The sequence below is a fragment of the Nocardioides segetis genome, assembly GCF_051390595.1.
Taxonomy (GTDB): domain Bacteria; phylum Actinomycetota; class Actinomycetes; order Propionibacteriales; family Nocardioidaceae; genus Nocardioides.
In genome coordinates this window covers 40,433-61,715 of record NZ_JBNINR010000010.1, presented here as the reverse complement: position 1 = coordinate 61,715, position 21,283 = coordinate 40,433, and the positions used below count along the sequence as shown (strand labels likewise).

16 protein-coding genes are annotated in these 21,283 nt (G+C 72.6%); 2 read left to right on the top strand and 14 right to left on the bottom strand.

Annotated features, from left to right (window positions below):
- Window positions 1-2: 2 nt before the first annotated feature.
- From ACPZVR_RS17300 to ACPZVR_RS17240, 13 genes are all read right to left on the bottom strand, one after another.
- Window positions 3-1,268: a gluzincin family metallopeptidase gene (locus ACPZVR_RS17300; protein ID WP_436700886.1), complete on the bottom strand. Its 1,266-nt coding sequence runs from the start codon at window positions 1,266-1,268 to the stop codon at window positions 3-5.
- Window positions 1,249-3,159, bottom strand: coding sequence for a 1-deoxy-D-xylulose-5-phosphate synthase (dxs, locus tag ACPZVR_RS17295; RefSeq protein ID WP_436700885.1), 1,911 nt, complete (start codon window positions 3,157-3,159; stop codon window positions 1,249-1,251). Before dxs ends, ACPZVR_RS17300 begins: the two co-directional genes overlap by 20 nt.
- Window positions 3,160-3,177: 18 nt before the next feature.
- On the bottom strand, window positions 3,178-4,116 hold the full coding sequence (locus ACPZVR_RS17290) for an SMP-30/gluconolactonase/LRE family protein (protein WP_436700883.1): 939 nt from the start codon (window positions 4,114-4,116) through the stop codon (window positions 3,178-3,180).
- Window positions 4,117-4,126: 10 nt separating this feature from the next.
- A complete protein-coding gene (locus tag ACPZVR_RS17285) occupies window positions 4,127-5,419 on the bottom strand; it encodes an aminotransferase class V-fold PLP-dependent enzyme (RefSeq protein WP_436700882.1) in 1,293 nt (430 codons plus the stop codon).
- A 4-nt stretch (window positions 5,420-5,423) separates the two neighbouring features.
- Complete coding sequence (locus tag ACPZVR_RS17280) at window positions 5,424-7,760, bottom strand: Ig-like domain-containing protein (protein ID WP_436700881.1); 2,337 nt, start codon at window positions 7,758-7,760, stop codon at window positions 5,424-5,426.
- 64 nt (window positions 7,761-7,824) lie between these two features.
- Window positions 7,825-9,084 carry a fibronectin type III domain-containing protein gene (locus ACPZVR_RS17275; protein WP_436700880.1) on the bottom strand — a complete coding sequence of 420 codons (1,260 nt, stop codon included), beginning with the start codon at window positions 9,082-9,084 and terminating at the stop codon, window positions 7,825-7,827.
- Window positions 9,081-10,514 (bottom strand): dicarboxylate/amino acid:cation symporter, encoded by a 1,434-nt coding sequence (locus ACPZVR_RS17270; RefSeq protein ID WP_436700879.1) that lies wholly within the window; start codon window positions 10,512-10,514, stop codon window positions 9,081-9,083. The genes ACPZVR_RS17275 and ACPZVR_RS17270 overlap by 4 nt, the downstream gene beginning before the upstream one ends.
- 152 nt (window positions 10,515-10,666) lie before the next feature.
- Window positions 10,667-11,266, bottom strand: a complete 600-nt coding sequence (locus ACPZVR_RS17265; protein WP_436700878.1) for a thioredoxin-like domain-containing protein — start codon at window positions 11,264-11,266, stop codon at window positions 10,667-10,669.
- 197 nt (window positions 11,267-11,463) lie between these two features.
- Window positions 11,464-11,763: a thiamine-binding protein gene (locus ACPZVR_RS17260; RefSeq protein WP_436700877.1), complete on the bottom strand. Its 300-nt coding sequence runs from the start codon at window positions 11,761-11,763 to the stop codon at window positions 11,464-11,466.
- 90 nt (window positions 11,764-11,853) lie between these two features.
- A complete protein-coding gene (locus tag ACPZVR_RS17255) occupies window positions 11,854-14,673 on the bottom strand; it encodes an aconitate hydratase (protein WP_436700981.1) in 2,820 nt (939 codons plus the stop codon).
- Window positions 14,674-14,810: 137 nt separating this feature from the next.
- On the bottom strand, window positions 14,811-16,691 hold the full coding sequence (locus ACPZVR_RS17250; protein WP_436700876.1) for an ABC transporter ATP-binding protein: 1,881 nt from the start codon (window positions 16,689-16,691) through the stop codon (window positions 14,811-14,813).
- A gap of 61 nt (window positions 16,692-16,752) precedes the next feature.
- Window positions 16,753-18,690: a YhgE/Pip domain-containing protein gene (locus tag ACPZVR_RS17245; protein ID WP_436700875.1), complete on the bottom strand. Its 1,938-nt coding sequence runs from the start codon at window positions 18,688-18,690 to the stop codon at window positions 16,753-16,755.
- Entirely contained in the window at window positions 18,687-19,328 is a 642-nt protein-coding gene (locus ACPZVR_RS17240; protein WP_436700873.1) for a hypothetical protein, read from the bottom strand. Before ACPZVR_RS17240 ends, ACPZVR_RS17245 begins: the two co-directional genes overlap by 4 nt.
- A gap of 93 nt (window positions 19,329-19,421) precedes the next feature.
- Here ACPZVR_RS17240 and ACPZVR_RS17235 point away from each other — a divergent pair, with 93 nt between their 5' ends.
- Both ACPZVR_RS17235 and ACPZVR_RS17230 read left to right on the top strand, forming a co-directional pair.
- A complete protein-coding gene (locus ACPZVR_RS17235; RefSeq protein WP_436700872.1) occupies window positions 19,422-19,682 on the top strand; it encodes a hypothetical protein in 261 nt (86 codons plus the stop codon).
- Window positions 19,679-20,077, top strand: coding sequence for a PIN domain-containing protein (locus ACPZVR_RS17230; RefSeq protein WP_436700871.1), 399 nt, complete (start codon window positions 19,679-19,681; stop codon window positions 20,075-20,077). The genes ACPZVR_RS17235 and ACPZVR_RS17230 overlap by 4 nt, the downstream gene beginning before the upstream one ends.
- A 39-nt stretch (window positions 20,078-20,116) precedes the next feature.
- Here the strand turns inward: ACPZVR_RS17230 and ACPZVR_RS17225 are convergent, their stop codons facing one another.
- Complete coding sequence (locus ACPZVR_RS17225) at window positions 20,117-21,283, bottom strand: M20 metallopeptidase family protein (protein WP_436700870.1); 1,167 nt, start codon at window positions 21,281-21,283, stop codon at window positions 20,117-20,119.

Here is a 21,283-nt window from a genome sequence, read left to right as displayed (position 1 = left end):
CCTCACCCCGAGTATGTGCGCTCCATCAATCCTACACCCCGCTGGGCGAGTTGGGCGGGAGTCACGCCGAGGACGTCCGCGACGACCTCGGCCTGGTCGACGCCGTCGGCGAGCCGGTCGAGCAGGGTGAGAAGCATCGGCGGACCGTAGGTACCCGCGATGTACTCGCACACCCACCACGACACGGCGTACCAGGCCTCGGCGTCGGGTCCGCCGAACTGGGTGGCGCCGGGCAGGGTGGTCGCCGTCGCGGCGACGTCGAGCGCCCGGGCCGGCAGTCGGCGCCGGGTCGGCGGCATCGGCCGGACCGACACGTACTCCGCGATGCCCTCGCTCAGCCAGAGCGGCGCGCCGCGCCCGCGCGCACCGAGGGTCGCATGGGTGAGCTCGTGCCGCACGAGCCGGCCGAGCACCCCGGCCTGCTGGTCCAGCACGCGCGGGTTGAGGAAGATCCGGTACGACGCGACGCCCTGGCCGGCGTCGGTCCCGTCGACGGGCACCGCGATGGTCAGCCCGTCCGCGCGATCGGGGTCGCCGACCGTCTGGTCGGTGAGCCCTCGGAGGAACGCGGGGTCGCGCAGCGCGTAGACGACGACCCCGGTGGCGACGCTGCCGACGGTGTCGCCGATGGTGCTGCGCACGTCGTAGCGGCCCGCGCTGGCGGCGTCGAGCACCGCGTCGGCGTAGCGCACCGTCGTGTCGTCGAAGATCCCGAGGACGCCCGCCGCCTGCCGGACGCGGACCGGACCGAGGTCCCACGGCTGGACGTTGCCGGGATGGGCGGTCTCCCACGCGTGGTCGGTCGTGGAGGTGATCACCAGCCGACGGCCGTCGCGCGACGGGGTGAAGAGGAACCGGTCGCGCGTGCGGGCCGGCACGGTGTCGTAGCCGTCGAGGCCGAGCACGAGGACCACCTCGGCCCAGTAGTCGTCGGTCCCCTCGACGGGTGTGATCGTGTCGGCCGCGACCTCGTAGCGCAGCTCGCCGGCGGGCAGCTGGACGAGGTTGTCGAAGTAGGTCTGCTGCTCGGCGACCAGTCCCGGATCGGCGGGGTCCAGGCTGCGCCGGAAGGGCGCCACGTCGTGGGTGCGCAGGCCCCGCGCGCGGCGGTCGAGGGCGCGCTGCATGAGGCTGCTGACGTCGTCGTACCCGGTGCCGGAGGACGCCGGCGGCGGCGGGTCGTCGGAGCAGGCCGTGAGCGGCAGCAGGAGCAGCGCCAGGGCGGGGACGAGCCTCCTCGTGCCTCCCCTAGCGCGGGCCGTCGACATCGAGGAGCGCCCGTCCTTCCGGGGCGGACTCTGCGGTGATGTCGTGGACGATCTCCAGGGCGATCGCCGCGGGCGTGAGGCCGATCCGCTCGAGGATCGCGGCCCGCTTGGCGTGGTCGAGGAACTCCTGCGGGATGCCGTGGATCCGCACCGGCGTGCGCACGCCCTCGGCCGCCAGGGTCTGCAGCAGGACCGCGCCGACGCCGCCGATCACGCCGTTGTCCTCGATCGTCACCACCCGGCGGTGGCCGCGGGCGAGCTCGACGAGCGCCGGGTCGACCGGCTTGACCCAGCGCGGGTCGACCACGGTCACGCCGATGCCCTGGGCGCCGAGGCGCCGGGCGACGTCGACGGCGACCTCGGCCATCGAGCCGACGGAGACGACGAGCACGTCACGGGCGCCCTCGCGGACCAGGACGTCGCAGCCGCCGGCCCGGTCGACCGCCGGCACGTCGTCGGGCGGCGGGCCCTTCGGGAACCGGACCACGGTCGGCGCGTCGGCGACCTCCACGGCCTCGTCGAGGAGCTCGCGCATGCGGGTGACGTCGCGGGGCGCGGCCAGGCGCAGGCCGGGCACGACCTGCAGGAGCGACAGGTCCCACATCCCGTTGTGGCTGGCGCCGTCGTCGCCGGTGACACCGGAGCGGTCGAGCACGAAGGTGACCCCGCACCGGTGGAGCGCGACGTCCATCAGGACCTGGTCGAAGGCGCGGTTGAGGAAGGTCGCGTAGACGGCGAAGACCGGGTGGAGGCCGCCCATCGCCAGTCCGGCCGCGGAGGTCGCGGCGTGCTGCTCGGCGATGCCGACGTCGAAGGTCCGCTCGGGGAAGCGGGCCTGGAACTTGTCGAGACCGACGGGGTGCATCATCGCGGCGGTGATCGCCACGACATCGGGACGGCGCTCACCGATCCGCACGACGTGGTCGGCGAAGTGGTCGGTCCAGATCCGGCCCTTCGGCTTCTCGGCTCCCGTCTGCACGTCGAACGGCCCGGGAGCGTGGAACTGGTCGGCCTCGTGCCGCTCGGCCGGGTCGTAGCCGAAGCCCTTGCGGGTGATCGCGTGCACGATGACCGGGCCACCGAACCGCTTCGCCTGGGCGAGCGCCTGCTCCATGGCCGCGCGGTCGTGACCATCGACCGGGCCGACGTACTTCAGGCCGAGGTCCTCGAAGAGCCCCTGGGGCGCGAGCGCGTCCTTGAGGCCCTTCTTCATCGCGTGCAGCGCGTCGTAGGCGGCCGCGCCGACGCCCGGCACCGCGTTGAGCCGGCGCTTGACGATGTCGAGGACCGTCTCGTAGCGGGGATTGGTGCGCAGGCTCGTCAGGGCCGTCGCCAAGCCGCCGATCGTCGGTGTGTAGGACCGGCCGTTGTCGTTGACGACGATCACCAGCCGGGAGTCGTGCTGGATCGCGATGTTGTTGAGGGCCTCCCACGCCATGCCGCCGGTGAGCGCGCCGTCGCCGATGACGGCCACCGTGTGGCGGTCCTCGCCGCGGATGCGGAACGCCTTGGCGATGCCGTCGGCGTAGCTGAGCGCGGTCGAGGCGTGGGAGTTCTCGACCAGGTCGTGCTCGGACTCCGCCCGGCTCGGGTAGCCGCTCACCCCGCCCTCACGCCGCAGCGTGCCGAAGTCGGCCGCGCGACCGGTGACGAGCTTGTGGACATAGGACTGGTGCCCGGTGTCGAAGACGATCTTGTCGCGGGGCGAGTCGAAGACGCGATGGATGGCGAGGGTGAGCTCGACGACGCCCAGGTTGGGTCCGAGATGCCCGGTGTTGGTCGCGACGGTGCGGATCAGCAGGTCGCGGATCTCGGCCGCCAGCTGGGTGAGCTCGTCCTCGGACAGCGCCCGGAGGTCGCGCGGTCCGGTGATGGTGTCGAGGACAGGCATGGCCGCGAGTCTACGGCGTCAGCGGTCGTAGACGGCGATCGCCGGCTCGTGCAGGCTGCCCAGCCAGACCCGGCCCTCGTGCTCCCGGACGCCGGTCACCATGTGGTAGGCCGCACCGTGCTCGGCCGGGCTGATGTCGAGGTCGTGGACCAGCGTGCCGTGGTCGTCGTACGCCACGACGCGGACGGTCTGCCTCGGCTGCGGCTGGAGGGTGTCGGGCAGCCTCGTGGCCAGCTTGCGCAGCGCCATCGGGCCGCGCTGGAGGCGCTCGACCAGCGGATCGGTCGGGCTGGCGATCGTGATCCAGATCAACCCGTCGGAGCCGCGCGCGATGTTGTCGGGATAGCCGGGCAGGCCGCCGCACAGCAGGTCACGCGTCCCCCCGCGCGGCCCGCTGATCCAGTGTCGGACGACGGTGCGGGCGCCCGTCTCGGCGACGCACACGAAGTCACCCGCGGACGACAGCGCCACCCCGTTGGCGAAGGCCAGACCGTCGAGCACCACCGTCACCGTGCCGTCGGGGTCGCGGCGCAGCAGGCGGCCGGTGCGGGTGTTGCGGACGAAGTCGTCCTTCCACCGGTCGATCCCGAACCGCGTCGACGAGTCGGACCACCAGATGGTGCCGTCCTCGGCGAGTGCCGCGTTGTTGCAGAAGACCATCGGCCGGCCCTCGACCTCGGCGGTGATCAGCTCGACGCCGCCGGAGGCGGGGTCCACCCACAGCAGACCACGCCGGGCGTCGCAGACCAGGAGGCGGCCGTCGGCGGCGAACTCGATGCCCAGCGGTCGTCCACCGGTGTGGGCGACCCGGTCGATCCGTCCCCCGCCAGGATGGACCCGGAGGATCGCGCCGTCGTCGGTGCCCGTGAACACGCAGCCCGCGTCAGGCCCGGAGGTCGCCACGACGACGTCCTCCGCGCCGTGGCCGGGGACGGGGATCACGGTGAGAGAGGTCACGCTGTCGACCCTAGACGAGTGACTCCCGGGAGGTCGCGCCCTCCGCCCAGGCCGGCAGCGGCCGCGGGTCCGGCACGGGACGGTGGTCGGCGCCGTAGGTCCACGCCGGCCCGGACGTGACGAGGTGCTCCAGGCCGGCGAGCAGGCGGTCCACGTCCGCTGCGCTCGTGCCGAGCCCGACGCTCGCGCGCACGGCCTCGGCGTCGCCGGCGAGCCGGGCGAGCAGCGGGTGGGCGCAGAACCGTCCGTGCCGGACGCCGACGCCGTGCTCGGCGGACAGGTAGTGCGCGACGAGCGCGGCCGGGTGCCCCGCCACGGTGAAGCTGGCCAGGCCGAGCACGTCGGTCGCATCGTCCCACAGTCGCAGGACGCGGACTCCCGGCAGCGCGGCCAGGCCGTCACGCAGCCGGTCACCCAGCGACGCCTCGTGCCCGGCCCAGGAGGCGGGGGCGAGGGAGCCGAGCGTCTCGCAGGCCGCGGCCAGCGCGACCGTGCCGACGACGTTCGGCGTGCCGGCCTCGTGCCGGGCCGGGGTGTCTGCCCAGGTCACCTCGTCGAGGGTGACCGAGCGCACCGCTCCCCCGCCGGCGAGGTACGGCGGCGCGGCGGCGAGCCAGTCGGCCCGGCCGACGAGCGCTCCCGCGCCGTACGGTGCGTAGAGCTTGTGGCCCGAGAAGGCCAGGTAGTCCACGCCGAGCGCCCCGATGTCGACACGCCGATGGGGCAGCAGCTGCGCCCCGTCGACGGCGATCCGAGCGCCGTGGCGGTGGGCGACGGCGACGAGCTCGGCCAGTGGCAGCACCTCGCCGGTGACATTGGATGCGCCCGTGACCGCCAGCAGTGCCGCGGGCCGGCGGGCCAGCTCGGCCGCGACGGCCGCCACCGTCGCGCCCAGGTCGGGGCGCGCGGCAACGGTCCGGCGGCCGCCGCGCGCCCAGGGCAGCAGGTTGGCGTGGTGCTCCACGTCGAGCGTGACGACCTCCCCGGGCACCGCCGTGGCGAGCAGGTTGAAGGCGTCGGTCGTGTGCCGGACGAACTGGACGACGTCGTCCGGCCGCGCGCCGACGAACTCCGCCACCGTGCGCCGCGCCGCCTCGTGGACGGCCGTGCTGACGGCGGACGCATGCCCCGCGCCGCGGTGGACGCTGGCGTAGTACGGCAGGAGCTGCGTCACCCGCTCGGCCACGCTGCCGAGCGCCGGAGCACTGGCCGCGACGTCCAGGTTGGCGTAGGGCACGGTGCCGCCGGTGACGAGCGGGACCCGGAGGTCGCCGCCCACGACGGGGAGCAGGGAGGTCGTCATCGCGCTACTTCGTCACCTTGATCGCCTTCGCCGCCGCGGTCAGCGGCAGGTACGCGGCGTCACCGGAGTACTTCACGCGCACCTTCCACGTGCCCTTGGCGAGCTTGGGCAGCTTCACGGTGGCGACGCCGCCGACGACGGCCCGCTTCACGGTCCGCTTGACCTTGCCCTTCTTGAGGACCACCGTGACCGTGCCCGTGGCCGCGGCCTTCCCCGCCGGGACGGCGACCGTGACCTGGGCCGTGCCGCCCTTCCTCGACGTCGGCTTCTTCGTGACCGCGAGAGCAGCGCCGGACGCGGCGACCGGGCCGGTGGACGTGGCCGCGGCCTGCACGGTCAGCGGCTGGGTGCGCTCGGCGGCACCGACGAGACCGACCGCGCCGCCGCCGTACACGAAGCGGACGGTGTGCGGGCCGACCGCGAGGGCCGGGAGCGGCAGGCTCATCGCGGCCACGCGGTCGGTGCCCACGGCGACCTCGCCGAGCTGCGTGCCGTCGACGTAGACCCGCACCGAGCCGCCGACCGGTCGCCGGCCGGTCAGCGGGGCGAGGGTGGCCCCGGCGGTCCGGTCGGAGAAGAACCCGCTGAAGGTGGTGTCGACGCCGACCTGGGCGGTCAGGCTGCCCGGGTTCGCGGCCGACACGGTCGCCGGAGCGCCCGTGACGGTGAGCTCGCTGTCGTAGCCGCCGCCGACGCCGGCGATCACGTCGCGGATCTCGTCGATCGCCTCACGGGCGAAGTTCCGCTGGTTCTGCAGCGCGTTCCGGCCAGCCTCGGCGGTGACGTTGACATTGCCGCGCAGCCGGTCGGGGTCGGCGGCGTCGTAGGCGTCGTCCCTGCCCTGCGTGAACCAGACCTCGGTCATGTACTCGACGTTGCCGGCGAACTGCGCGGCCGGCGGGTCGCCCGCGGCGGGATTGGTCCAGCTGTCACGGATCGCCTGGTCGAGCACGGGGGCGGGCTGGCCGCCGGCGGTGGCGTCCTTGTCGTAGGACAGCAGGTGGCCGACCTGGATCTTGCGAGCGAGCCTCTCCCCCGTGGCCGGGTCGGCCGGGTCCGGGACCACGCCGTCGGCGTAGTACTTCACCGGGCTGGTGCTCTGGGTGCCCGGCTCGTCGGCGGTGAGGCGGTACTGGGTCCGCGCGTTCGAGAGCTTCTCGAGGATCCGGCCGTAGAGGTGGGACGGGCGGGTCTTCAGGGAGGTGCCGCCGACCGAGCGGAAGGCGTTGTCGCGGATGTGCTTGTCGAGCGATCCCCCGTTGCCGGTCGAGTCGAGCGAGAAGTCGAAGTTGTAGACCTTCTTGATCCCGTAGCGCCGCGCGTACTCGGCGGTCTGCTTGATGATCGCCGCGGTGTTGTGGCACCAGGTGCCGCCGAACAGGACGAGGAAGTCGCCCTCGCTGTCGAGGATGTCGATCAGCTCCGGGTAGGTGACGCTCTGGATCCGGAAGTCGTCCTCATCACCCCCGGTCAGGTCCTCGGCCGCGTCGAAGATGTCACCGCCGAACCGCTTGCGATTGAGCGTCTCGACCGCGGGGTCGGGGTTCTTGACGTACCGCTCGTAGTGCCGACGGTTGTGCTCGGTGCTGAGGAAGTCCCACTGGGTGTCGACGTCGAGGGGCGCCGAGGTCAGCACCCGCTTCACCTCGGTCTTGTACGCCGCCACCGCGGTCGGCGAGGAGAGGTCGGCCGGCGGCGTCACCAGTGCGTCGACGATCCGGTTGGTCTCACCCCCCGCGGCGTCGTACACGAAGAGGTAGGGGTGCTCGGCGGAGACGCGCTGGTCCGGCTTCGCCGGGTCGCTCGCCAGGGTGAACGGGGTCTCCGCGTCCTTGCCGAGGTAGTTGCTCACCAGGCGCTCGCCGAGGTCGAGGAACTGGTCCTTGCCGGCGTTGTCCGCGCTGTCCAGGTCGTAGCCGGTGAGATCGAAGACGCTGAGAGCCTCGCCGTCGAGGTTGGGGTCGAAGTTGTAGATCCGCTCGATGCCCTCAGCCTCGGCGACGTCCTGGATGGCGCCGATCGTGTCCTGGAGGTACTCGTCCTCGGCGCCGCCGATGACGAAGGCCCACCTCCCGGTGCTCTTCTTGAGCAGGTACTCGAAGCGCTCGAAGGTGACGGTCTCGAAGACGCTGCCCGGGTCGAGCGCGGGGAAGCTGTCGTCGAACCAGTCGACGGTGGACCCGTGGGTGGGTGCGGGGTAGGTCGCCGGGGCCGGGTCGGGATCCGCGGCGCGCGCCGGAGCACCGGTCGCCAGGAGCGGTGATGCGGCGAGGGCGGCGACGGTGGCGGCCGCGGCGGTGCGCCGGAGGCGGGTGCGCGGCGGGTGGGTGCGGTGGTTCATCGGTGTTTCGCTCTCTGCTCTCGGGGGCCTGATCTGTCGATCGGTTCGGTGGAAGTGGTCGCGGTCAGGAGGCGCGGGTCGCGACCGCCGTGGGAACGAGGGCACGGTGCGGACGACGGCGCCGACCGCGCAGCACCCGCCAGGCGAGCGCGAGGGCACCGGCGGCGGCCAGCGCGCCGAGGATGAGGAGCCCGGCGTTGTCGGGCACCGGGGCGACCTCCTCCTCGGCCGTCGCCTCGACCGGCGCCGGCTCGCCGCCGACCGCCGCGGCCACGGTGACCGGGCTGCTGGAGACCGGGGCGCCGTCGAACAGGACGACGAGGTCGTGGTCGCCCTCGGCGACGTTCGTCGGGACGACGACCTCGGCGGTGAACCCGCCGTTGTCGTCGGTCGCCACCGTGCCGAGCGGCACCGGGTCGGAATGCAGCTCGAGGGCGTAGCCCTCGATCCGGGGCGCGAAGCCGGTGCCGGTGACGGTGACGGTCGCCCCGGGCGCCAGCGCACCGGTCACCGTGACGGTGCCGGCGACCGTGGCGGGGTCGACTCCGACGACGACCGGGTCGGACGGCGGAGAGCCCGGCGACTCGCCGGCGGCGTTGCTGGCCCACACGGCGGCGCGGTAGCTGCCGGGTGGGACGTCCTCGAAGACGTACTCGAAGGTCGACGCGTCGGTCTCGACCGCCGCCTGGCCGGTGAACCGGATCAGGTAGCCGGTGACCTGCTCGATCTCGGCGTTGACGGAGGCCGCCCAGGACACCGTGACGGTGTCGCCGTCGACCGTGAGGGTCGGCGCGGCCAGGGCGCTCGGCGCGCCCGGGGCGACCTGCTCGGTGGCGGCGTCGGTCGCCGTCGGGTCGACCGCGCCGGTGGTGCCGGTCGCGCCGGGCGTGCCGGTCGTCCCGCTCGTCCCGGTGTTCTTGCCGGTGTTCTTCCCCGTGTTCTTGCCGGTGCCCGAGCCCGCGGTCCCGGAGCCGCCGGTGGTCCCCCCACCGGCGCTGCCGGTCCCGCCCGGGTTCGGGGTGGGCGTCGGGGTCGGGGTGGGCGTCGGCGTGGGGGTCGGCTTGTCGCCCTTGTAGCTGTAGCTGCCGGCCGGGTACGACGTCTTGCCGTTGCGGTTCGGGTAGACCGGGTGCTGGTTCTCGTCGAGCTCGCAGTCCTGGATCCACAGGCAGGTCACGTCGTCGAGGCAGGGGAACTCGTCGCCTCCGTCGACCCAGCCGTCGGCGTGCGCGGCGGGGGCCGGCCCGGTCGAGACGGCCAGCGTGGCCGCGATCGCGGCGGCGGGCAGCAGGGCGAGGATCCGGTGGGATCGCCGGACGGTCATGCGTTGACTCCTTGAGGGGTGGGGGTGGGCAGCGCGCAGGCGCCGATGGGGATGCCGGGATCGGCGAGGGGGAGGTCGTCGTCGCTCTCGCGGGCGAGCACGTCGGGGCCGGCGGAGGGGACATGGCCGTCGAAGACGGCATCGTCGAGGCGGCCCTCCTGGCGAGCGACGATGGTCGCGGCGACAGCGGCGGACGTGACGTTGTCGAGGGTGCGCGCCATGTCGGCGACCATGCTGACCGGCAACGTGATCGCCACGAGCTCGAGCGGAAGGCCGGCCGCGGTGAGGACGGTCGTCGCGGTGATGGTGGCCGTGCCGGGCACCCCCGCCGTGCCGACGGAGACGATGACGCCCAGCAGCACCAGCACGAGGTAGTCCTGGACGCCCCAGGGGATGCCCAGCGCGTTGACGCCGAACACCGCCAGCAGGACCGGCCACACCCCGGCACAGCCGGGCATCCCGATGGTGGTGCCGAGCGGCGCGGTGAAGCCCGCGATGTCGGACGGCACGCCGATCCGCTCGCGCAGCAGGCGCGTGGTCACCGGGAGGGTGCCGGCGCTGCTCTGCGTGGTGAACGCGGTGAGCTGGGCCGGCGCGATCTTGCGGAAGAAGCGCAGCGGGTCGACGTCCGCGAACACCCGCAGCAGCACGCCGTTGATCACGAAGGCGTGCACGAAGCAGGCCACCCAGGCGAGACCGAGGACCCCGAGCAGTGAGACCATCTGCGACCACTGGCCGGCGGCCCGGGCCGTCGCGACGGCGGTGAGCGAGAGCACGGCGTACGGCGTCAGCGCGATCACGAAGCCGACGGCGCGGTAGACGATCTCCCGCAGCGCGTCGATGAAGCCCTTGAAGGGCGCCACGGTGCCGGGCGCCCGGTCGGCCACGAGCGAGTAGGACACCGCGATCAGGACGCTGAACAAGATGATCGGGATGACGTTCGTCTCCGCGATGTCGGTGACGATGTTGGTCGGGAAGAAGTCGATGAAGACCTCGGTGAACGGCTTCTTGATGTTCTCCAGTGCCGAGGTGTTCGTCTCGCCGAGCTCCAGGTCGGCGCCCTCGCCGATCCCGAGCTGGAGCGCCAGTCCGAGCGTCAGCAGCACCGCGAGCGCGTTGAGGCCGAGCAGCCAGCCGACCGAGCGCGCGCCGATGGTGCGCAGCTGCGCCGTCGTCCCGAGCGAGGTGATGCTCGACAGGATCGACACGATGATCAGCGGCGCGACGATCGCGAGCAGCAGGTTCAAGTAGACCTTGCCCACCGGCTCGACATAGTCGAGGTGACCCTCGAACACCACCCCGACCCCGACACCGAGTCCCAGCGCGCCGATGGTCAGCACGCTGAAGTTCACCCGCGCCCTGCCCAGGACGTGGATGCCGGCGAAAAGACCCAGCGTCACCAGCAGCGCGGCGACGGCGTACCCGCCCATGGACGTCCCTCTTCTTCTTTAGTCGATTATTTCGATCGAGTTAAAGACTATGGGATGCGCAGGGGTGCTCCTGACCGAATCGCCCGAAATGCGACCAGCCATCCCGAGAACCGGGATGGCTGATCGGCTCCGCCTGTCAGCGGGGCGGGAGGTCAGGCGTTGGTGTCCGTCGACGGCAGGTCGGCCGGGTCGATGCCTCCATGGCACGACGCGAACGGCTCGGGCGCGGTCTCGCCGGCGCCGTACGCCGCGACGAAGAGCGCGATCCGCGGGTCGTCCGGCCCCGTCAGGGCCAGCTGGCGGCCCCAGACGGTGATGACGACCGGCGCCTCCTGATCGGGGTAGGGCGACAGGATGCCGTTGACCGGCAGCTGGTCCGCGAGCCGCTGGACGCCCGCGGCATCGACCTCGTCGTCGCGGTAGGTCAACCAGACCGTGCCGTGCTCGAGGTCGTGGACGACGGCGACGTCGGGCAGCGGCTCGTCGTAGACGCCGCACTCGAGCCAGTACGGCGCGTGGTCGCCGCCCACCGGGGGGGACTGCGGGTAGTCGTGGTCCGCGCCGACCGGGAGGTGCTGCATGGAGAGGCCGGCGTATTCCTCGACGGCGCCGAGGTCGCCGGTGTCGACCGTCGCGCCGCCGGTCGCCGACCGGTCGGCTCCACCGGAGTCCTCCGGGTCGTCGCCACCCAGCAGGACCGGCACCAGGACCGCGGCACCGATCACGACGACCGCGGCGAGGACCGCGAGCACGATCGGCAGCGGCGAGCGGGCCCGCCGGGACGGCGGAGGCGGGACGCCCGGAGGCCCGAATCCCGGCGGCGGGAAGGCCGGCGGTCCGTACGGTGGGCCGGGCGGCGGCGGGGGCCCGCCCTGCGGCGGCCCGGACGGGGGCGGCCCGGACGGGGGCGGCCCGGACGGGGCCGGCGGCGGGTACGGCGGCTGCTGGCTCACTGCTCGAGCGCCCGCTCGACCCGCTCCACCTTGGCGGCGAGCTGGCCGGTGAAGCCGGGCCGGATGTCCGCCTTGAGCACCAGCCCGACGCGGGGCGAGGTCGCGGCGACGACGTCGACCGCCTGCTTCACGACCGCCATCACCTCGTCCCACTCCCCCTCGATCGTGGTGAACATCGACGTCGTCTCGTTGGGCAGGCCCGACGCGCGGACCACGCGGACCGCGGCGGCCACCGCCTCGGACACGCCGCCGGTGTCGTCGGAGGCGGAGGGGCTGATGCTGAACGCGACGAGCATGGCCCCACCGTAGTCAGCCGTCCCCGGCGGACGCCGACGGCCCACCCCCGTCCGGGAGTGGGCCGTCGGCTCGAGCGGGAGCGGCAGGCGTCAGCCGCGCAGCAGGTTGCGCAGGACGTACTGCATGATGCCGCCGTTGCGGTAGTAGTTCGCCTCACCCGGGGTGTCGATGCGGACGACCGCATCGAACTCGACACCAGAGTCGGTGGTCACCTTGACCGTCGAGGGCGTGGTGCCCTCGTTGAGCGCGGTGATGCCCGCGATGGAGAACGTCTCCTCGCCGCTCAGACCCAGCGACTCGGCGTTCTCCCCCTCGGGGAACTGCAGTGGGATGACGCCCATGCCGATGAGGTTGGAGCGGTGGATGCGCTCGTAGCTCTCGGCGATGACCGCCTTGACGCCCAGCAGCGAGGTGCCCTTGGCCGCCCAGTCGCGCGACGAGCCGGAGCCGTACTCCTTGCCGGCCAGGACGACGAGCGGGATGCCCGCGGCCTGGTAGTTGACCGACGCGTCGTAGACGGTGGTCACCGGGGCGTCGTCCAGCGTGAAGTCGCGGGTGAAGCCACCCTCGGTGCCGGGCGCGATCTGGTTGCGCAGGCGGATGTTGGCGAACGTGCCGCGGATCATGACCTCGTGGTTGCCACGGCGCGACCCGTAGGAGTTGAAGTCGCGCGGGGCGACGCCGTTCTCGGTGAGGTACTTGCCCGCGGGCGAGTCAGCCTTGATCGAGCCGGCCGGCGAGATGTGGTCGGTGGTGACCGAGTCGCCGAGCTTGAGCAGGACGCGGGCGCCGTCGATGTCGGTCACCGGGGCCGGCTCGTCGGGCATGCCGTCGAAGTAGGGCGCCTTGCGCACGTAGGTCGAGCTCTCGTCCCACGTGAAGGTGTTGCCCTCCGGGGTGGGCAGCGAGCGCCAGCGCTCGTCGCCCTTGAAGACGTCGGCGTAGGAATCGGCGAACATCTCGGAGTTGATCGCCCCGGCGATGGTCTCCTCGACCTCGGCCGGCGAGGGCCAGATGTCCTTGAGGAAGACGTCGTTGCCCTCGGCGTCCTTGCCCAGCGCGTCGTTGAACAGGTCGACGTCCATGGAGCCGGCGAGGGCGTAGGCGACGACCAGCGGCGGCGACGCCAGGTAGTTCATCTTGATGTCGGGGCTGATCCGGCCCTCGAAGTTCCGGTTGCCCGACAGCACCGAGACGACCGCGAGGTCGTGCTCGTTGACCGCGGCGGAGACCTCGGGGATGAGCGGGCCGGAGTTGCCGATGCAGGTCACGCAGCCGTAGCCGACGAGGTTGAAGCCGAGCTTGTCGAGGTACGGCGTCAGGCCAGCCTTCTCGTAGTAGTCGCTGACGACCTGCGAGCCGGGCGCGAGCGTGGTCTTGACCCACGGCTTGCGGGTCAGGCCCTTCTCGACGGCCTTCTTGGCCAGCAGCGCGGCACCGATCATCACCGACGGGTTGGACGTGTTGGTGCAGGAGGTGATCGAGGCGATCGTCACCGCACCGTGGTCCAGGGTGAAGGTCGTGCCGTCCTCGAGGGTGACCTCGACCGGGTTGGAGGCGCGGCCGCCGTCGGCGGGCGCCGCGGAGAGGTGGTTGCTCGGGGCGGCCTCGCCGTTGGACTGCGCCGGGTCGTGCGAGGGGGCGTCGGAGCCCGGGAAGGACTCCTCGACCGCCTCGTCGTAGCCCTTGGTCTCCTGCGGCTCGCCGGCGTAGTCGACCAGGGCGCCGCGGAACGACTCCTTGGCCTCGGACACCAGCACCCGGTCCTGAGGACGCTTCGGGCCGGCGATCGAGGGGACGACAGTGGCGAGGTCGAGCTCGAGCTTCTCGGAGTAGCGCGGCTCGGCGGCGGGGTCCAGCCAGAGGCCCTGCTCCTTGGCGTACTTCTCGACGAGCGCGATCTGCTCTTCGGAGCGGCCGGTCAGGCGCAGGTAGTTGGTCGTCTCCTCGTCGATCGGGAAGACCGCGATCGTGGAGCCGAACTCCGGCGACATGTTGCCGATGGTGGCGCGGTTGGCCAGCGGGAGCGCGGCGACGCCGGGGCCGTAGAACTCGACGAACTTGCCGACGACGCCGTGCTTGCGGACCATCTCGGTGATCGTGAGCACCAGGTCGGTGGCGGTCGAGCCCTCGGGCAGTTCACCGGACAGCTTGAAGCCGACGACGCGCGGGATGAGCATCGAGACCGGCTGGCCGAGCATCGCGGCCTCGGCCTCGATGCCGCCGACGCCCCAGCCGACGACGCCGATGCCGTTGACCATGGTGGTGTGCGAGTCGGTGCCGACGCAGGTGTCGGGGTAGGCCAGCAGCTCGCCGTCAACCTCGCGGGTGAAGACCGTGCGGGCGAGGTGCTCGATGTTGACCTGGTGGACGATGCCGGTGCCCGGGGGGACGACCTTGAAGTCGTCGAAGGCGCCCTGGCCCCAACGCAGGAACTGGTAGCGCTCGCGGTTGCGCTCGTACTCGATCTCGACGTTGCGCGCGAACGCCTCGGGCGTGCCGAAGACGTCGGCCATGACCGAGTGGTCGATGACCATCTCGGCCGGCGCCAGCGGGTTGATCTTGGTGGCGTCGCCGCCCAGGTCGGCCATCGCCTCGCGCATGGTGGCGAGGTCGACGACGCAGGGGACGCCGGTGAAGTCCTGCATGATCACGCGCGCCGGCGTGAACTGGATCTCCTTGTCGGGCTGGGCACTCTCGTCCCACCCGGCCAGGGCCTTGATGTCCTCGGCCGTGATGTCCGCGCCGTCCTCGGTGCGGAGCAGGTTCTCGAGCAGCACCTTCAGCGAGAAGGGCAGGCTCTCGACGTCGAGACCCTCGCCCTTGACCGCGTCGAGGCGGAAGATCTCGTAGGACTTGCCGTCCACGTCCAGGGTGCTCTTGGCGCCGAAGCTGTTCTTGCTGGCCATCGCGTCTCCGTCCTCATCGACTGCCATCGACTGATCGTTGGTAGGTCTCCCGTTCATCCTGCCGCCGCCGACGGCGGAGCGGATAGTGAGGCTGACCTAAGTTCGCAGGGACACCGGCTGCCCGATATCTCTTGATGTCAAGATACACGATCCGGAGAGGTTTCGGCGAACTGGGTGCGGTAGAGCTCCTCGTACCGGCCGCCCGCGGCGAGCAGCGCCGCATGGGTGCCCCGCTCGACGATCCGGCCGTCCTCGACGACGGCGATCAGGTCCGCCGCGCGGACGGTGGAGAGCCGGTGCGCGATGACCAGTGCGGTCCGTCCCGCGAGCGCCTCGCCCAGCGCCGCCTGGACCGCCGCCTCGGAGGTCGAGTCCAGCGAGGCGGTGGCCTCGTCGAGGATCACGACGCGCGGCTGCTTGAGCAGCAGGCGAGCGATCGTGAGCCGCTGGCGCTCGCCGCCGGAGAGTCGATAGCCGCGCTCCCCCACCACGGTGTCCAGCCCGTCGGGCAGGGCGCCGACCAGGTCGGCCAGCCGGGCGCGGGACAGCGCGTCCCAGAGGTCCTGCTCGGACGCCTCGGGCCGGGCCAGGAGCAGGTTGCCCCGGATCGTGTCGTGGAACAGGTGACCGTCCTGGGTCACCATCCCGACCGCGCCGCGGATCGACGCCGCGGTCAGGTCGCGCACGTCCACCCCGGCCAGGCGTACGGCGCCCGCGTCGACGTCGTACAACCGGGAGACGAGCTGCGCGATCGTCGACTTCCCCGCGCCCGAGGAGCCGACGAGGGCGACGACCTGGCCCGGCTCCGCGCGCAGCGAGATGCCGTGCAGCACCTCGTCGCCGCCCCGGGTGTCCAGGGTCGCGACCGCCTCCAACGAGGCGAGCGAGACCTTGTCGGCCGACGGGTAGGCGAAGCGGACGTCGTCGAGCTCCACCGAGACCGGACCCTCCGGCACTTGCCCCGCGCCCGGGCGGTCGGTGATCAGCGGCTCCAGGTCGAGAACCTCGAAGACCCGCTCGAAGCTCACCAACGCGCTCATCACCTCCACCCGCGCACTGGCCAGCGCCGTGAGCGGTGCGTAGAGGCGGGTCAGCAGCAGCGAGAGCGCGACGACGTCGCCGGCGTCGAGTGTGCCGGCGAGGGCCAGTGCGCCGCCGAGCCCGTAGACGACGGCGACGGCCAGCGCGGAGACCAGCGTCAGCGCGGTGACGAAGGTCGTCTGCACCATCGCGGTCCGCACACCGATCTCCGCGACCCGCTGCGCGCGGGCGGCGAACTCCGCCGACTCCTGCTCCGGGCGCCCGAACAGCTTGACCAGCGTGGCGCCGGGCGCCGAGAACCGCTCGGTCATCTGGTTGCCCATCGCGGCGTTGTGGTCGGCCGCCTCGCGTTGGATGCCCGCGAGGCGCCGGCCCATCCGGCGCGCGGGGACCACGAACACCGGCAGGAGCACCAGCGCCAGCAGCGTCACCTGCCAGGAGATCCCGAGCATCACGACCAGGGTCAGCACCAGGGTCACCAGGTTGCCGACCACGCCCGACAGGGTCTGGCTGAACGCGCGCTGCGCCCCGATGACGTCGTTGTTGAGCCGGCTGACGAGGGCGCCGGTGCGGGTGCGGCTGAAGAACGCCACCGGCATCCGCTGGACGTGGTCGAACACGGCGGTGCGCAGGTCGAGGATCAGGCCCTCGCCGATCCGCGAGGACAGCCAGCGCGCCAACAGGCCGAAGGCGGCGTCGAGGACCGCGAGCACGGCGATGGCGAGCGCCAGCCGGACGACGACGCCGCGGCTGTCTCCGGCGACGATCGCGTTGACCACGTCGCCGGCCAGGACCGGCGTGGCGACCGCGAGGCCCGAGGTCACGACGCTCAGCACCACGAAGCCGACCAGCTTGCGGCGGTGCGGCCGGGCGAAGCGGAAGATCCGCCTCGCCGTCGCGGCGCTGAACGCCCGCTGCTCGTCCGGCCCGTGCATCCCCCGGTAGACCTGGTTCCAGGCGATCGACTCCATGCTCATGTCGGTGACCGTAGAACCTCAAGCCGACATGAGGACAAGCGCGAGCGCGGATCCGGCCCGGCTACAGCACGACGGTCGGCTTGACCCGGCTCGGCGTCCACACCCGCTGGCGTCGCGCGACGAGCGAGGTGAGCAGCAGTGCCCCGACGAGGTACGCCGCGAGCACGAGCGCGGCGGTCAGCGCACGGGCCGGGTCGCCGCCGTACATCAGCTGGCGCAGTCCGTCGACCGCGTAGCTCATGGGCAGCACCTGGTGCAGCCAGTGCAGGGGCTCGGGGATGGTCTGCCACGGGAAGGTGCCGCCCGCGGTCACCAGCTGGATGACCATCAAGACGAGCGCGAGGAACTGCCCGGGCGTACCGAGCAGAGCGTTCATGAGGTGTACGACCGCGACGAAGGTCGCCGAGATCAGGATCATGAACAGCCAGGTGCGCAGGCTCTCGACGATGCCGACGTCGAGGGCGACCGCGACGACCACGAACGCCAGGGTCATCTGGGCGGCGCCGATCAGCGCGGGCGGCAGCCAACCGCCGAGAGCGACCCGCAGCGGGTTCTGGTTGGCCGCCAGGGCCCGGCTCGACAGCGGACGGACCAGGAGGAAGAGCACATACCCGCCGATCCACGCAGCGAGCGCCAGGAAGAACGGCGCCAGGCCGGCACCGTAGTTGCGCGCCGCCGCGTCGCTGCGGGCCCGGACGTCGATCGGGTTCGCGATCGTCTCGGCGATTCGCTGGCGGGACTCCTCGGTGGTGTCGGGTACCTGCTCCACGCCGGAGGCCAGGCCGTCGCGGAGCGTGCCCGCGCCACCCGTCAGCTCCCGCAGCCCGGAGCGCAGCTCGATCGTGCCGTCGTGCAGCGTCCCGGCGCCGCGGGTCAGGCGCGCGGCGCCCGAGGACAGCTTGCCGGCGCCGTCGCGCGCCTGCGCGATGCCGTCGACCAGGGCCGGCGCGGAGCGGGCGAGCTGGTCGGCGCCGGTCGCCACCTGGTCGGCGCCGGCCGCGAGCTGGTTGAGCTGCTTGCGCACGCCGTCGGCTCGGGCGTCGCCCGCGTGGACCTTCGCGCCCACCCGGTCGTAGACGGCCAGCAGCCGGTCCTGGCCGGCGGGGTCGATCCCGAGCTGGTTCATCTGGGCGACGAGGTCGGCGCGCCCGCGGTCGTAGGCGACCCGTGCCGCGTGGACCGCGTCGGCCACCTTGTTGCCGGCGTCGGCGACCGACTGGTCGCCCTCCGCCACCTGGCGCGCGCCCGCGGCCAGCTGCCGCGCCTGGCCGGGCAGGGCCGCGGTCCGCGTCGCCAGCGTGGACAGCCCGTCGTGCAGCCGGTCGGCGCCCGCGCGCAGGTCTCCGGCCCCGTCGGCGAGGCGGGCGCTGCCGGTGACGAGCTGACGGGAGCCGCGCTTCGCTTCGCGCAGGCCGTCCTGGAGCCGGCCCGCGCCGTCGGCACCCTGCTGCAGGCCCTGCCGGACGTCGGCGATGCCCACCAGGAAGGTGCCGACCGCCTCCTGGGAGACCTTCTCCCCGATCGCGTCGCGCACCTTGGTGGCGACGGTGTTGGCGATGGTCGTGGAGAGATAGGAGTTCGCGTCGTTGGTGATCATGGTGATCCGCGCCTGCTCGGGCTCGGCCCCGGCACTGCTCGACAGCGCGGCCGAGAAGCCGTGTGGGATTACCAGCGCGAAGTCGTAGGTGCCGTCGTCGACCCCGGCCTTGGCGGTCGCGCGGTCGACCTCGTGCCAGCCGAAGTCGCGGGCATCGAGCAGCTGGTCGGCCACGTCTCGCCCCGCCTCGAGCCGGCCGCCGTCCAGTCCGGTGGCCCCGGCGTCCTCGACGACCAGGGCGGTCGGCACTCGGTCCAGGGCGGAGTACGGGTCGTGGTTGGCGTAGAGGTAGAGCCCGGCGTAGATCGTCGGGACGGTGACCAGCGCGAGCACGGTGATCCGGCCCATGCGGATGCTCAGCAGCCGGGAGAGCTCGCTCCAGGCGATGCGCAGGGCGTTCATGCCGCGCCACCGATCGAGGCGAGGTGGGCGATGTCGCCGAGGTCGGCCGCCTCACTCACGGTGACCAGGACGCCGAGACCGCGATCCGCGGCGGCCTGCGCGATCGGCCACCAGTCGCGGCGGTGCAGTCCGTGGCGGTCCGGTGAGAGCAGGACGAGGAACCGGGCGTCCGGGCGGGCTGCCCCGAGCTCGGTCAGCGACCGGATCCGGTCGAGAGCGGGCACGTCCTCGGTGCGCAGCCGCGGGCTGGTGCCGAGCCGGTGCTCGCGCAGCCAGGCCGACGTCGCGTGCGGGCCGGAGGGCAGCCCGGCCAGGGCCAGCTCCTCGGCCACGATCACCCGGAACGGGACGCTGTCGTCAGGCTCGGTCACCCCCGGGACGTCGACCAGGACGACCGCGTTCTGCCGCGCCTCCAGCGCGGGATCGCCGGCGAGGTCGACTCGGCCGGCGCTCAGGCGCAGCCGCCCGGCCAGCGCGAGCGCCAGCGCCACGTTGCCGTGTCCGGGCCGGCCCACCGCCACGACCACCTCCCCCGGAACCAGCTCCACCGAGGTGGCTTCCAGCAGCCCCGCGACCGCCCCGTCCGTCATGACCAGTCGGCGCGCCTTCGATCCGGGATACGGCTCCGCAGTCGTCATGGACAGAAGTCTGCCGGTTCGGGTTCGCCTCGCACGGGTGGGCCGCTTCGCGCCGGACCCGTGCTCCACTGATTCCGCGTTACACTGAAAGACATGGCGAACCTGACCATCACCGTCGATGAGGAGACGCTCAAGCGCGCGCGGATCCGGGCCATCGAGCGCGGCGAGTCGGTCAACCAGTACCTTGCCGAGCGGCTGCGGGAGTACGCCGGCCTCGACGACGTGCGCCATCGTCGCCGAGCGGCCGCGGAGCGGTTCGTGGCCCTGTCCCGAGACCTCGCGGGCACGAGCGAGGGCCGGGGCTGGACCCGGGAGGAGCTCTACGAGGACCGGACCGGGACGGCCGGCCGGTGACGGTCTTCCTCGACACCAACGTCCTCGCCTACCAGTACGACGACGCTCGTCCCGAGAAGCAGGCGCGCGCTCGCGAGGTGTTCCTCGCGCAGGCGGCCGACGCCGTCATCAGCACGCAGGTGATGATCGAGCTGCACGCCGTGCTGACCCGCAAGCTCGGTCGGAGCGGGGAGACGGCGAGCCGGGTCCTGGACGCCCTCGACCTCGAGGTCGTACCGGCCGACGCCGCACTCGTGCGCCGCGCCGCCACGACAGCGGCCGCGCACCAGCTGTCCATCTTCGACGCGCTGGTCCTGGAGGCAGCCGTTGCGGGGGGATGCGACGAGCTGTGGACCGAGGATCTCGCCGACGGCAGCACCCTGCGCGGCGTGCGGATCGTCGACCCCTTCCGCTGATCGCACCTCGGATCTCGGTCGGAGCCGATCCCGCGTCGGTCAGGTCGCGCCGTTGACCCGGTGCGCGATCGCGGCGAACACCGCCAGCCCGACGGCCAGGGCATCCTCGTCGGGGTCGAAGGTGCCGGTGTGCAGGCCGCCGCCGGTGGCCCCCGGCCGCTCGCAGCCGAGCATGAACATCGCGCCGGGCACGACCTGCTGGTAGTAGGCGAAGTCCTCCGAGCCCAGGTGGGGGCGGTCCAGCTCGACGATCCCCGCCCCGGGGCCCACCACCTCGCGAGCGGCGACGCGGATCGTGGCGGTCAGGTCCGCATCGTTGACCACGGGCGGGAAGCCCTCGACGATGCGCACGGAGGCCTGTGCGCCCATCGACGCGGCGACAGCGTCGACCGTCGTGATCAGGCGCTCGCGCAGCAGGATCTTGTCGGCCGACTCGACACACCGGATCATGCCGCGCACCTCGGCCGCTCCGGGGATCACGTTGACCGCGTCTCCGCCACGGACCGAGGCGACGTTCAGCGTGGCCACGCTGAACGGGCTGAGCGTGGCGCACAGGCCGTCGAGCGCCGCGACGATCCGGGCGGCCACGGACACCGCGTTGACGCCGAGCTCGGGCTGCGAGCTGTGCGCCTCCCGTCCGACGACGGTGATCTCGAACTCGTCGTCGGTCGCCGTCAGTGGGCCGTCGCGGAGGGCGATCGAGCCCGTCGGCAGCTCCGGCACGACGTGCAGCGCGAAGATCCTCTCGACCCCGGCGTCCCGCAGCCCGCCCGCGTCGATGACCCGCTGCGCGCCGCCGTTGGCCTCCTCGCCCGGCTGGAAGACGAAGACGATCGTGCCAGCCAGCCCGCCGGGGTCGGCGGCGAGCTGCTCGGCCAGCCCCAACAGGATCCCGGTGTGCATGTCGTGACCGCACGCGTGCATCACGCCCGCCACCGCGGACCGGAACGGCAGCTCGGTGTCCTCCGCGATCGGCAAGGCATCGAGGTCGGCGCGAAACGCGGTGACCGGACCGGGGCGACCGGTGTCGAGGGTGGCGACGACACCGGTCCCGGCGACCCCGGCACGGTAGGGCAGCCCGATCCGGTCCAGGTGCTCGCGGATCAGGCCGGCGGTCCGGTGCTCCTCGAAGCTCAGCTCGGGGTGCTGGTGGATCGACCGGCGTGCCGCGACGGCCGTCGCCAGCGCGGCCGGCGCGGCCTCCAC